Annotated in this window: 8 protein-coding genes; all 8 read right to left on the bottom strand. The window is 33.6% G+C overall.

Annotated features, from left to right (window positions below):
* Positions 1–29: 29 nt before the first annotated feature.
* The 8 genes from G314FT_RS08075 to G314FT_RS08110 all read right to left on the bottom strand — a co-directional run bounded on the left by G314FT_RS08075 (position 30) and on the right by G314FT_RS08110 (position 14,248).
* A complete protein-coding gene (locus G314FT_RS08075) occupies positions 30–1,043 on the bottom strand; it encodes a DUF1002 domain-containing protein (protein ID WP_257700392.1) in 1,014 nt (337 codons plus the stop codon).
* A gap of 165 nt (positions 1,044–1,208) precedes the next feature.
* Positions 1,209–2,327 carry an RNA polymerase sigma factor RpoD gene (rpoD, locus tag G314FT_RS08080; protein ID WP_257702541.1) on the bottom strand — a complete coding sequence of 373 codons (1,119 nt, stop codon included), beginning with the start codon at positions 2,325–2,327 and terminating at the stop codon, positions 1,209–1,211.
* Between the two features lie 27 nt (positions 2,328–2,354).
* Positions 2,355–4,193 carry a DNA primase gene (dnaG, locus tag G314FT_RS08085; RefSeq protein WP_257700394.1) on the bottom strand — a complete coding sequence of 613 codons (1,839 nt, stop codon included), beginning with the start codon at positions 4,191–4,193 and terminating at the stop codon, positions 2,355–2,357.
* Between the two features lie 124 nt (positions 4,194–4,317).
* Entirely contained in the window at positions 4,318–6,639 is a 2,322-nt protein-coding gene (locus G314FT_RS08090) for a cation-translocating P-type ATPase (RefSeq protein WP_257700395.1), read from the bottom strand.
* Positions 6,640–6,783: 144 nt separating this feature from the next.
* Entirely contained in the window at positions 6,784–8,217 is a 1,434-nt protein-coding gene (locus G314FT_RS08095; RefSeq protein WP_257700397.1) for a PASTA domain-containing protein, read from the bottom strand.
* Positions 8,210–8,884 carry an ABC transporter ATP-binding protein gene (locus tag G314FT_RS08100; RefSeq protein WP_257700398.1) on the bottom strand — a complete coding sequence of 225 codons (675 nt, stop codon included), beginning with the start codon at positions 8,882–8,884 and terminating at the stop codon, positions 8,210–8,212. Before G314FT_RS08100 ends, G314FT_RS08095 begins: the two co-directional genes overlap by 8 nt.
* Positions 8,885–8,896: 12 nt before the next feature.
* Positions 8,897–10,381: an FtsX-like permease family protein gene (locus G314FT_RS08105; protein WP_257700399.1), complete on the bottom strand. Its 1,485-nt coding sequence runs from the start codon at positions 10,379–10,381 to the stop codon at positions 8,897–8,899.
* Positions 10,382–10,618: 237 nt separating this feature from the next.
* On the bottom strand, positions 10,619–14,248 hold the full coding sequence (locus G314FT_RS08110) for a pectate lyase-like adhesive domain-containing protein (protein ID WP_257700404.1): 3,630 nt from the start codon (positions 14,246–14,248) through the stop codon (positions 10,619–10,621).
* Positions 14,249–14,406 lie beyond the last annotated feature (158 nt).

The raw sequence follows: 14,406 nt of genomic DNA on the forward strand, positions 1-14,406 counted from the left end.
TAACGTTTTCACGCTAAACAGTCTTATAATTAAGATTTAAATAGATTAGAGAAAAAGTCTTTTATTTTTTGCCAAAAACCTTTTGCTTTTTCAACATTTTCTTCTGACAATAAACTATCTTTAAATTCTTTACCATTTTTAACAAGATCATCTTTAAAGCCAGATAATTGACTGGTTAATTCAGTATCTGTAATAGCACTTGTATTGGTAAAGTTCACCATATTATTAACTACTTGTGTTTTCAATTCAGGCGTAATAGCCTCTTTTAACCCATTTTTTTCGATTTGTTCATCCACTACATTAGTTACTTCTTGTTTCTTTTGCTCATCAGACATCTCACTTAATTTCTTATTAATTTTTTGTAATTCCATTTGAATATCTGCTAACATCACTAAAAGATTTTCTGATGAATAGTCTTTATTATCCTGATTTTGTTTATCAATTTCAGAAACCACTTGCATTTGATCTTGTGCAACCTCACGTTTTTCATCACGCTCTTTTTGTGCTGTCTGGTCTGTCGCAGGATCTACTTCGTCATAAATTTTATAAATACCTGCTAGAGCACCACTACCATCCATTGGTCGGACACTTGCAATACGAATGTATGCATCATACACGCCACTTGTGATAGCTGCTGAACGATACATTGCTTCAGTTCTTGCTGTAATTTTATCTGGTGTCACAATATCCACGGTAACACCTGACCCACTTTTCGTACGGGCAATTAAAGCACTTGAATAAGCTTTTGAAGAACTAGTAAACTCAGGAACATCGGTCACATATTTTACTAAATCATTACCATCTACAATATATTCATTAATATTAGTGGTGTTCGTTCCACTTAATGTGGATACTTTATTTAAGTCTTTAGTCAAAATATCACGTGTTTGTTGCTTTTCTGAATCAGTTAATCCATTTCCTAATGCAATATTTGGTATATCCCATCCTTCATCTTTCGCTTTTTCTGCTGCCGAAACTTGCGTACTTAATCCAACTGTTGAAAGTAGTGTAAGACCTAGTAAAATCTTTTTAAATTTATTCATAACATCACCTTTTCATTTTTTAATTCATTACAAATGTATCATAAATTAATTAAAATTCCATCCAACTTTAGAATGAAATAACTTTTTTAATGATTATTTAACATTCTTTTTAAGAACGAACATCAAAAGAAAAGCACTAGCTTTAACTAGTGCCTTATTGGTTGTTTATTCTAAAAAGTCTTTTAATTGTTTAGAACGAGAAGGATGGCGTAATTTTCTTAACGCTTTTGCTTCAATCTGACGAATTCTCTCACGAGTCACACCAAATACTTTTCCGACTTCTTCTAATGTACGAGTGCGTCCATCATCTAAACCAAAACGTAGACGTAAAACATTTTCTTCTCTATCTGTTAATGTATCTAATACACTTTCCAACTGTTCTTTTAATAATTCATAAGCTGCGTGCTCTGCAGGACTAGTGGCTTCTTGGTCTTCAATGAAATCACCTAAATGAGAGTCATCTTCTTCCCCAATTGGTGTTTCAAGTGACACTGGCTCTTGAGCAATTTTTAAGATTTCACGTACTTTTTCAGGTGGCAAATCCATCTCTGCTCCAATTTCTTCTGGTGTTGGTTCGCGTCCTAAGTCTTGTAGTAATTGACGTTGGATACGAATTAATTTGTTAATTGTTTCAACCATATGAACTGGAATACGAATCGTTCTTGCTTGATCGGCAATCGCACGCGTAATTGCTTGACGAATCCACCAAGTCGCATAAGTAGAAAACTTAAACCCTTTTTCGTGGTCAAACTTTTCAACTGCCTTCATTAATCCCATGTTCCCTTCTTGGATTAAATCAAGAAATTGCATTCCACGACCAACGTAACGTTTTGCAATACTAACCACTAAACGTAAGTTAGCTTCAGCTAATTCTTGTTTTGCTTCAGGGTCGCCTTCTTTAATACGTAGCGCTAAAGCAACTTCCTCATCAGCTGTAAGAAGTGAGACACGACCGATTTCTTTTAAGTACATACGAACTGGATCATTGATTTTTACACCAGCTGGCGCAATTAAATCTTCTTCTGTTTCTTTTTCTTTTGCTTTCTTAGGTTCTTGATTTTTCTTAGCGACACGTAAACTGTGTTCACTTGGTTCGCCCTTTTCATCCACAACGCTAATACCTGCGTCTTCAACTTTTTCAATCAATTCATCCATATCGTCAGCATCTAATGCATAAGGAGTAGCTAATTTATTGGTTAATTCATCATAAAATACTGAACCTCTAACTCGATTTATTTTGATGAACTTGGTTACTTCTTTTTTGTATGCTGCATCTTTTTCCATTTTTGACATGATGGACTCCCCCTTATATTATCCCCAATTACTTAATTCTTTTTGCAATTGGATAATTTCTAATGTTACTTCCATTTCTTTGATAGAATCACCTATCTGTTTGACCTCTTGTTGCTGTTTCTTTAAAGCTTTTATTTTAGACTGAATACTCGCTTTTTCTATCACTTGTAAACAATCACTAATCTCTCGGTCATTACTTTGTTCACTAAAATTTTGCATGGTAATAGTAATTAATAAATTACGTAAATTGTCTTCTTTTAAATAATTAATAAAATCTGCCAATTCAACTCTGCCATACAATTCATAAAAACTTGCTATATGTTGAAATAATTCCTGATAGGCATCATGAACAAATGAAAAGTTAGGCTGACTGATCATTTTTTGAAATGTTGACTTTTCACTTAACACACGAAATATTAATAACATTTCGGCTTTTTCAACCACATCTATTTTTCTAAATTCCTGTGTTTTAGGAACGATGTTTTCTGGCCTTCTAGGTATGATCGGTTTAAAAGCTTGCTGCTTATTATCTTGTATTAATTGATTTAATTGAAGTTGTAACGTCTCTTTAGAAAGGTTAAATTCTTCTGATAGTTGTGTTAAAGCAAAATCTTTTTCAATAACAGATGGAATCATAGCTAACTCTTTTAATACAAGCTCTAGATAAGCTAAAACATCTGATTCGTTTGCCAAATTAAAATCTTGCATCAAATAAACACGTTTAAACTGAAACACAGTTTTTTTATGGTGTAGTAATTCGTTTTCTAAGGCATCTGTTCCATACGTCATCCGATAATCATCTGGATCTAGTTTATTAGGTAAACTGACTACCTGAACACCGATTGCGGTATTGTTTGTCAATAATTCAATCGCCCGATTAGTCGCATTGATGCCGGCTGAATCACCATCATAACAAATCGTCACATCTTCACACACACGCTCTAATCGATGAATTTGCTGCTCGGTTAAACTTGTTCCCATAGTCGCTACAGCATTTTTAACACCAGACATATAAGACGCCATAACATCCATAAATCCTTCAAATAAATAAACCTCATTTGTTTTTCTAATATGAGGTCTAGCTAAATGAAAATTATAAATCACTTCTCGCTTGTTAAATATCTCCGTTTCAGGACTATTAAGGTATTTAGGCTGCTTTTTATCCTTATCTGGTTGATCTGTTGGCATCTGCCTACCTGAAAAACCAATTGTTTTGCCTTTAGCATCCTTTATTGGAAACATGACTCGATTAAAAAACCGGTCCATAAACGTGCCATCATCTCTTTCGACAAATAAACCTGACTCATCAAAAAGACCGTCTTTAAATTCTTTTTGCATCACTTTTAATAAAATGTCTCGATTGTCAGGAGCAAAGCCTAATTCAAACTCATCAATATATTCTCGAGAGATACCTCGTTGTTCCAAATAAGTCATAGCATCTTTACCAACTTCTGTGTTTACCAGAATATGGTGAAAAAAACTTTTAGCATGTTCGTGCATCTCAATTAATTTCTGATGCGTACTATTTTTTGGTGTTTGTTGCACACCAGAAAATGACGTTGTTGGCAAAGATAAATTTAGTGGTTCAGCTAGTTTCCCAACTGCCTCAGGAAATGATAATCCTTCTACTTCTTGAATAAAAGTAAACACATTTCCACCCTTACCACATCCAAAGCAATGAAAGATTTGTTTGTCCTCTGCTACGGTAAACGACGGTGTTTTTTCATTGTGAAATGGGCATAAGCCTAAATAATTTTTACCAGATTTTTTTAATTGAACATAGTTTTCAACGACCTCAACAATATTTGTTTCTTGTCTAACTGTATCAATTAATTCTTGAGGGATTAATTGTGGCATATTGATAAGTCATCCCCTTTTTACATAATTAAGTCAGAAAAGTCGCACTGAAATCAGCGCGACCACGACATAACTCTTCATAATAAATTATAACATAAATCATTTAGTTTGCAACAATTTGTGCTTAGTTAAAAGATCCCATTTTACCCGTAATTAATTTATCTAAAATGAGCTTACCAATAATCGAACAAATAACAAGCACAACAAAAACAGGTAATGTAGTAGCATTTAGCCAAGTAATTTCTAATAATGATGTAAATAGCATTGCCGCTACAAACGTTCCAACAGTTGTTGTCACCGCTAAAAATAATCTGAGTGGATTAAATGGCAAACACGCCTTAATAACTGCCATAGCACTAACAGCAATCAACATGTAATACATTAATGTTGTTTGATCGATTCCTGTAATGCCTAATTTTGGAGAAACAAAATAGATTACTAACATATTAATGACCACTAATAGTGCATTTGGCAACGCTCGTCGTAGAGCAGTTGGTAAAAATTTTGTGGTAATTTTACGTTTGTCAGATTCAAATGATAAGAAGAACGTAGGATAGCCTTCTATTGCTAAATCAAGCAACGTAATTTGAATCGGAATAAATGGGAATCCAATTGCTGCTACCATACAAATAATGGACAAGATAAATGAGTAGATAGTTTTAATAAAAAAGATACTCGCAACTTTTGTCACATTATTAACCACACGTCGACCTTCAAACAACACATCTGGTAAGGTAGTAAAATCAGAATTTAATAAAACCAAATTAGCCATTTGACGTGTTGCATTATCCCCTTCAGCCATGGCAATACTACAGTCTGCCTCTTTCATCGCTAGAATGTCATTCACACCATCACCCGTCATAGCAACAATATGGTCTTTTTGTCTTAGTGCTTCGACTAACCATTTTTTCTGTTGTGGACTCACTCGACCAAACACAGTATAGTCATCAACAATAGCTTTGACCTCTTCTTCTGTTTCAATCGTTGATAAATCAATATATTCCTCATAGTGATTTAGACCGGCACGTCTTGCTACATTTGATACAGTAATTGGATTGTCACCAGAAATAACTTTTAACGCAACCCCTTCACTGTCTAAATAAGCCAACGTTTGTTCTGCATTTTCTCGAATAGCATCTTCAATAATTAAGACAGATAATGCTTCAACATTTCCTACTGTATCAGTTAGCTGAGTGGCTGATTGATCGATACCTAAAAGAAGGACTCGACTACCTTGTGCCTGTGCTTGATAAATTTCTTGTGGTAATTTATCTTCTGGCACTAAACGTTCTGGTGCTCCAAGATACACACATCCCACACCTTCAAACAATACCGCTCCCCATTTTCTATCTGATGAGAACGCTAAAGTATCTAATACATTTAAATTAGTTGAAGTTTGATAATAAGAACGCAAGGCTTGCATGGTCAAATTATTATCATCTGTCGCATTAATATAGTTTTCCATTAAATTTGTTGTGTTTATTTCTTTTAATGATGGATTGACATCAATCACTTCTGACACCATCATGTTTCCTTGAGTAATCGTACCAGTTTTATCTAAACATAACACGTCCACATGTGCTAATGTTTCAATTGAGTGCATGTCTTGAACTAATACTTTTTTCTTTGTTAGTTTTACCACACCTGTTGCTAAGGCAATACTAATTAATAACACCATTCCTTTTGGCAGCATACCTAATAAGGCAGCGGCAGAGGACACCACAGATAATTTCAAATCACTTTGTCTTAAAAAATACGCTTCTAAAAACAAAATCATGCCCAAAGGAATGATAATATAACTGGTAAATTTTGCTACTTTTCTGATGGATTCAACTAATTCAGAAGTAACAGGTTTATGAATTTTAGCTTCTTCAGCAATTTTGATGGCATAATTATCTTTTCCAACGTGAACCACTTTAGCCACACATTGACCACTTGTGACATAGCTTCCTGACATAAGTTGGCTTGCAGCCGATTTTTTGATTAAATCAGCCTCACCTGTTAATAACGATTCATTCACCTCAACATTTCCAGACAAAATTTCCATATCAGAAGGAACTTGTTGCCCTGCAGATAAAATAACCACATCATCTAATACTAATTCAGTGGTGGGAATTCCTATTTTTTGATTGTCGCGAAAGACTTCAACGTTTTCTTCGTTCACAATCGATAACTGTGACACAAGATTTTTCGCTCGAATTTCTTGTGATACCCCAATGACCACATTTAAGATAATAATCGCCATAAAAAACATATTGCTATAAGCCCCAACTAAAGCTAAACAAATAGCAATCACAACATTTAATAAATTAAATAAGGTAAAAACATTATCATAAATAATGTCTTTGTTACTTTTTGATGTATCAGAAACATAGTCATTCACTTGTCCCTGACTAATACGCTGATTAACTTCCTCTTGGGTCAATCCTTTTTCATTCATTGTCATTATATTTACTCTCTCTTTTCATGATTTCTCCCATTATTGTATAGATTTTCTCGTCAAATTTAAAGCTTCTTAACAAATAATTAAACTCCTAACTAGAAAAGCTTAGGAGTTTAATAGTGGTATGATGACTCTGTTAGATTTACATCACTCGCTTGGCAAGGATGCATATTTTCCATTACTAATCGCAAATACTAAATGAGCGTTTGTTGCGATATATTGATTATAAGCATTTGCATTAACAATTTGGCCTTTTTCTTTATCTGAATCCACATAATAGACTTCATAAGTGACACAAGCCCCTTTTGAATTAAAGTTATCATAAATTAATTTAGGGATATCCCCTTCTAATTGACCGAAGAATGATTTAATATATGGTCGTCCAGAAGAATAAACAACATTGACGACTTTTTCATCATTTCCCGTTAATTTTTTTCCGGCTTCAATAGACTGAGAAATCAATTGACCAAAAGGAACACTGTCAGAAAAAGCTTCTTTCGTCATAACTTGTAAATCACTTGTTGCATTGGCTGCTTCTTCAATTGAATAGTTAGCAAAATTAGGCACAACGACAGCTTTTCCAACAGAGATAGAAACACTCATAGAATCTTGTTTAGCTACCTTAGTATCAGGATCTACTGTTTGAGAGACAACTAATCCAGCCTCAATTTTATCAGAGTCCACTTCTTTATAATCAACTTTAATATCGTTTTTCTTAGCCCAATCTTCTACATCACTTTTAGATTTCTTACTAAAATCTGGGACTGAAATATTTTTTTCAAACACTTCTTTTCCTTTAGAAAAATAAACATTCGCGATATCTTGTCGTAAATAATTTTCCTTAGTTACTTCTTTGTCTGTAAATTCAAGCTTAATAAACTTACCTTTGTCAACTTTGTCATTGTATTCATCAATAATGGAAACATTATCCGCTTTATTTTTACTTATCCATTGTTCAACTTCTGATTTAGACATTTTTTCAAAATCAGGTAACGTGATTTTTTCTTTGGGATTAGCCCCTTCACTGACTTTGAAGGTGATATTAGACCCTTTTTTTAATTTCTTATTTGGTGCGACAGATTGACTAATCACACCATTTGTTTCGACTTTGGTAGAATACTCCTGTTCGATTTTTGGCTTCATTCTATTTTCTGATGCCCAGTTTTTAGCATCAACAACCGTTTTATCAGAAAAATTAGGAACACTCACACGTGTCACCTGGTAATAAATAATATAACCAATGAGTAGTAAACCAACAACCGAAGCCCCAATCACCGCTTTGCGTTTAGTTTGTTTGCTCTGATAATCTGGATCGATTTCAATATCATCTTCAAGTGATTCTTCCTCTATTGGAACAATAGATTGGTTAGGAATAGGTTGGCTCTTTCTTTTTCTCTTTTTTTTCCGTCTTATTTTTCCTTCATGTTCTGAAAGGGCTGAATTATTTCCATTAAGGTCATCGGTTGATAGATCGTCCTCTAATTCTGCATCTTCTTCTAATTGTTCCTCTTTTTTACTTTTTTTATCATTTAATGTTTGTTTATAATTGTCATTATCAAAATTTGATAGAAAGTCAGACATTCTCTTTTAAAACTCCTTTTCTAAGAAGATAGGAATGATCTGATTGCAATGCTATTTCCGGCGAGTGAGTAACTACAATCACGCATTTATTATGTTTGTGAGCAAGCATTTTAAATATTTCCACAATCTCTTGTTCCATCTCTTCGTCTAAATTACCAGTTGGTTCATCAGCTAAAATAACATCAACGTTTGTTGCCAACGCTCTAGCAATTGCCACACGCTGTTGTTCGCCACCTGACAACTGTGTCACCAATCGTTTGGCTTTATCATTTGATATCCCCATGTAATCCAAGAGATTCATAGCCACTTTTTCCTCATCTTCTGGCAATTTATTATCCGTTATTGCCATTGAAACCAGCACATTTTCAACTGCTGTTAAATAGGGAATTAAATTATAATGTTGGAAGATAATACTAATATAGTCACGACGATACTCATCATAACCTATTTTTTCTATATTTTTTTTCTCATAAAAAATACGTCCTCCCTGTGGTTTATCCAATCCGGCTAAAAGAGATAAAAAGGTTGTCTTACCAGAACCAGATTGCCCTACAATGCTGTAAAATTGACCTTTTTCAAAGGAGACATTCGTATTTTTTAAAATAAAGCGCCGTGTATCACCATCTTGATAATAGTAATTTAATTTACTTGCTTTTAATATTGACATAGATTGGCTCCTTTACATCATAATTTTTTTCGGATTCAGCCTCATGATATAGACTAGAGGAACAATCGTTGATAATAATACAACAATCAAACCAATTAAATAAAATAATGCAATATATGATGGCGTTAATGCTATTTCATATGAACTCATGACGTCATCTTCTGTGATACCTACGTCAACGACTGGATTGCCATACATCATCATATTATTGTCTATCGAATTATTTTGCTGTGTACTCATCAATGAATCAGAAAAACCTTTCGCTAATAGATTACCAGAAAAAACAGATAATGTCATGGCAACTAAAGCAACTAACACCACTTCAACAACAATTTGACCAACAATCTTTTGGCGTTTTTCCCCCAATGACAAGTAAATGCCCAATTCATGTTTTCTATCTCTTAAAAAAAGAATCGTCACTAAGGTAATAATAAATATAGAGGCTAATATAGAAACAATTAAAACGATTTTAGAAATTTTCGCCATTCCTTTAATTGGTCCAGCAATTGAATCAAATTGGTCAGCACTCGCTTCGATTTTATAATAATTCAACCCATTGTCTTTTAGTATTTGATCTCCTAACAATCGAAAATCTTCAATTTCCTCAGGTTTATTAAGAACATAAGTTGCCACAATATTTTTATAAGAAAATTCTTTTAATACTGTCTCTTTATCCATTACTTTTTCATTTTCATCTAAAAAATTATCTGGAAAATTATCGTATGTAAACTCTAGCATTTCAGCTTGCGTTTTCTCAATGTAATTATTTGGTAAATAAATAGCGTTTAATTTATCATATAAATCAACTGTTTGGTTCATTTGCTTTTCACTATCTTTTTGTGAATTACCAGTTGATTTTTTTGCTTCTACTTCTTTTACATCAAATAACCCAATTATTTCAACAGGATAATCTTTAGATTTTGTTTCAACATCATTACTATCATCAGAACCACCTTGATTATAATGTTCAATTGTGCGATCAAAAACAGCTTTATCTCCAACATGAAGATTATTCTCTTTAGCTACTTTACTTGATATAATAGCAACAGCTGATCCTTTTTTTATGTCATCTTCTGTAAAATTTCTACCATCAACTAAACTTACTTTCTTTGATTGTTCATCAATCAACTCAGGTCTACTTGCTCCTTTAATATCAAAATAATACAAGCCATTATAACTACGACTATAACTTCCATCAGATGGTTCAACATTTTTTATTTTCTTTGTTTGCATCATATCTATAATGGAGTAATCATAAAACTTTACTTGCTTTAACGCCCCTATTTCTTGATAGACTTTAGCTGTTGGTTCTTTCATATCTAATGTTTGGCTAGATGAGTCATCTAGATCTTGCAACTTGTCTTGATTAAATGATACAGTCGCATTTGCACCTAATTGTGTTTTTATATTCGTTTCAACACCCTTTGTTGCCTGCTGAATCGCAATAGCCCCTGCCATTAAATTACCTAAAATAAATATAACCAAAAATAATATCAATGACTTTCCTTTTCGTCTTTGGATGCTTAATAAGGCCCTCTTGAAAAAGGTCACTTTCTCACTTCCTTTACATTTATTGTCTTACCCCCCATTTTATCACCCTTTCTTATAAAATTCATTAAATTTTAATAGTTTAATCTAAAAAAATTCAATTTATTTTAATCATCATACTTTAAATTAAAAAATGACTATAAAAAAACACCCTAAATATATTTAGGGTGTTTTGTATGTAAAAATTTAAGGTTGACCTTCCATAATCTTCCAAGTGATTTCTCCAGTATAACTACCAGTATGAATATCACCTGAAGATCCTAACTCTAATTTAATCCCATCAGATTTTGGTTTATCTCCCCAACCATTACTAATGTCATAAATACCTGCTTTGTTTTCTTTATCACTAAAGATAGCTTGTGAATTTTCAGATAACACAGTATCTTTTCCATTAGACACATAATGGATGACATCTTCTAATACTTTTCCATCGGTTGTTTGAAGTGGGGAACTCATTTGAGCATACATGCTCCATCCATCTGTTACATTAGCTCGTGTGTCACTAACAACTAATGGTTTATCATAGGTTGGTTTTTCAACCCGATTTGGACTAGCAGTGTATTTGACTGTTCCAAAATCTAAGACTGTTGGAACCGATTGAATCATCACAGTTCCTTCTACATGATACACAAGAGTCATTTCCGTATCTGTTACCTTAAAGGCAGTTTCTTGATCTGGTCCACTACCAAGTAAGTACCCGTTTGATTTAAGTAACTCTTGTTGTGTCTTTATATTTTTGTCTTTAGTTAAATCAAGCGTATCACCAACTAACGCTTTAACTGTCGTTGTATAATCATCTAACACTTTTCCAGCTTCATTGATGAAACTAATGGTTAAAACAGCGTCAATATCGGTTACTTTTACAGTCATAGTACCAGTGATATCATCACTAACTCCTTCACCTGCATCTTTTGCTGAAACAACTAAAGAAATAGTGTAAGGGGTTGATTTGATATGTTCAATATCAGCTAAACCACCCAAATCTTTGACCGAAACAAATTTACTTAAATCAATTTTTTTACCATTTAATAATTTATACGCAGATACATTTCCTTTAGACAAGATATACTCTTTCATTTGTTTTTCAGACATATTACGTAAATCCTTAAATGAAATAGATAACTCCTCTCCAGAAACATGAGTACTTGATTCAACCACAGAAAGGGTGGTATCAATCGTTGCTGTATTACCTGCTTCATCCGATACATCAACCTTGACTTTGTGGTCTCCTATTTCACTCATATACGCATCAATCGTTTCTTTTGGATTAGCTTCATTATATTGATAAGTATAGTTTTTATTATTAGGATTTGTGTCTGAGACATTAATCACTAACACACCTGGGTCTGGGGTTTCCCCATGAACAGGTAAATAATAGTGAGCGTCTTCTGCTGTTGGCGGTGTCTTATCTTGTACCGTATTGATGACATAATCATCTTTACCATTTAAAAACCCATAAGCTTTAATTTTATCGCCTGCTACTAGCTTAAAATCACTTGGAACCTTAAATTCATATGTTCCAGTATTACTTGCAACAACGTGATATTTTTTACTTTCGCCTTCTACTGGAGAAGGAACAGTTGCATTAGGTAATAACATGTCCTTGCTTGGATCTTTTTCATCAACCACTTTATAAAAGGCTACACTTGAGCCATTATTGACGACACCTTTAAAGATTTGACTACTTGATAATTTAGGATTATCACTGAGCTCATCAAAGCCAATGTTCACATCGGGAATATAATCAAATAATACACGTGACATATTTTGTGTCTTGTAATTGTTAATAAAATCATCACGCATTTTATAAGTGAGACTGTTAGCCGTAATTTTACTAGGAGAACTGCCATTATAGCGAACATCTATCCCATACATTGGACTCCAATCATACGATGGATGATCATCTGATTGACCCGCGTCCTCTTTTGTCCAAGCTTTTACGGCTTGAATATCTGCTAAAAAGTCACCAGTGGCCATACCAATTAGAGAAGCCTTAGCATTACCACGGGCATCTAAATCAATTCGTCGAGCATTGGCAAATTTAAAATTCGCTCCCGAAGCAAAATCTAACATTGTCCTTGTACCAGTACCACTTTTAATGTGAGAAGTGAATAGACCACGTTCACCAATAATAAAGGTTGACTTATTGGCCCCATATATCATGGAATCTGTCGAAGTTCCTTCACCATCTGAAACAAATTGTACATTTCCCTCATCAGATACATTAAATAATGACCCAGCGCCTAAATTTAATATCTTCCCATTTCCACCATTTTTATTAACAGTTAAATTTCCACTCTCAGCAACATTCACTTGAGAATTATCACCTAATTGGAACAGAGGTAAACCTGTTGTCGTATTTTTAGAATTCACAATCATCTTAGAATTTTTACCAACGTTTATTTGAGAATTTTTACTCAATATAAATCCTGCAACACTGCTAGTTGCGATTGGGCCATTGATGTTTCCAATAAATTGACTGTCTTCACCTAAATTGATAGTTGTATACCATTCAGAAGGAACAGCACTATTGTATCCAAGACGAACTAATATTCGATCCGTATTTTCACCGGTTTCTGTTGTTAATTTACCGCCTTTATCAATGTCTATCCGACCGTTTCGTTGAATATTGATGACAGAAGGTATCTTCCAAGCATATTCAGTAACTTGATAAAACAAACTCTCACCATTTCCGTTACCAATAGTCTTAATTACAACATTAGCATTTTTTCCTACTTTCATTGATGGTTGAATACTTTGAACAGGGTCCCAATTAGAATACCAACTTCCTAAAATAACACCATCACCATCTTGAGATGCAATAGTCGTATCAGTATTATCTTCAAATACCAAAGTATGAGATTCCAAACCAGCTTGCCCTTGTCCATTAGTGTTAGTTCTATTTGTTCCATCATACGATGTATAACCTGGATAAACAGACTTAACATTGTTTTTACCTGCAAAACGAATAGTTGCTTGGAAACAAGCAGTAATTTGTGAACCAAGATAGTTAACGTTACGATATGTTATACTAGCTCCCAAAGTAATAAGATTATACATTGTAACAGGGCCAAAATAATTGGTTCCATACATATCAATATTATCAACTACTGGCTTATGAGCTTTATTAGAATTATAACTATCAGCCCAAGCATAGCAAGCGTTATAAAAATCAACTGAGTAACCATTACCTAATAAAACGAAATCTTTTTTATTTTGAGAAAGCCAGCCTGGACTAATATTAGTGCTGTTACTCATTGAATTTTGAACATCAACAATGGCAACATCTGTGGATTGAAGAGCTGTATCTAACTCCCTAAAAGTAGTTGGTTTTGCCACTTTTCCTGTATAAATAATCACATCGGTAGACAATTCTTTGCCAGTCCCTGAATACTCAGCTGGGACCGTTAACGTAACATGATGTTCTGCTAAATCATTAGAAGATGTAGAAAATAAATCACCTAAGTCTCCTACTTGGATTTTATCTGTCACATCTCCTATTAACCCAGTTGCAGTGGCACCACTCTCATACAAAATCATCTCTTTCGCAGCTTGTTCATCGCCATTTAGCGCCTTGATATCTTCCATACTTTTACCAAAATTATAAGCAACAATTCCGGTCCCTTGGTTATCTAAACTAAACTGCTTAAGATTTTGTAAACCTCCAAATTGTTTCTTTGATGAAACAACTTGAGCTTGCTTTGGACTAATTAATGAATTAGAATTACTTGTTTCCTGTGCCCAAACACGTTCACTTCCTATTGTCAGACTGCATAAAGCAACTAAAACATAACCCATCCATCCTTTTTTTTTCAATTATCTCTCCTCCTTATCTTACAAATACCATTCACTCCTTTTAATTTTTAATTAATCACACAGAAAATAACATTTAAATAGCTTATTAATCAAGTTCATAAACTTAAACGTTATACATGTATTGTAATACTAAATTTTAAAAAAAACAATTATTTGTA

This window comes from Vagococcus luciliae (genome assembly GCF_024637875.1).
Classification (GTDB): Bacteria; Bacillota; Bacilli; order Lactobacillales; family Vagococcaceae; genus Vagococcus; species Vagococcus luciliae.

Excerpts from the sequence above, each read along its gene's own strand:
- dnaG (WP_257700394.1), bottom strand. The coding sequence starts at position 4,193 with ATGCCACAATTAATCCCTCAAGAATTAATTGATACAGTTAGACAAGAA.
- G314FT_RS08100 (WP_257700398.1), bottom strand. The coding sequence starts at position 8,884 with ATGTCAATATTAAAAGCAAGTAAATTAAATTACTATTATCAAGATGGT.
- G314FT_RS08095 (WP_257700397.1), bottom strand. The coding sequence starts at position 8,217 with ATGTCTGACTTTCTATCAAATTTTGATAATGACAATTATAAACAAACA.
- G314FT_RS08090 (WP_257700395.1), bottom strand. The coding sequence starts at position 6,639 with ATGACAATGAATGAAAAAGGATTGACCCAAGAGGAAGTTAATCAGCGT.
- rpoD (WP_257702541.1), bottom strand. The coding sequence starts at position 2,327 with ATGGAAAAAGATGCAGCATACAAAAAAGAAGTAACCAAGTTCATCAAA.
- G314FT_RS08075 (WP_257700392.1), bottom strand. The coding sequence starts at position 1,043 with ATGAATAAATTTAAAAAGATTTTACTAGGTCTTACACTACTTTCAACA.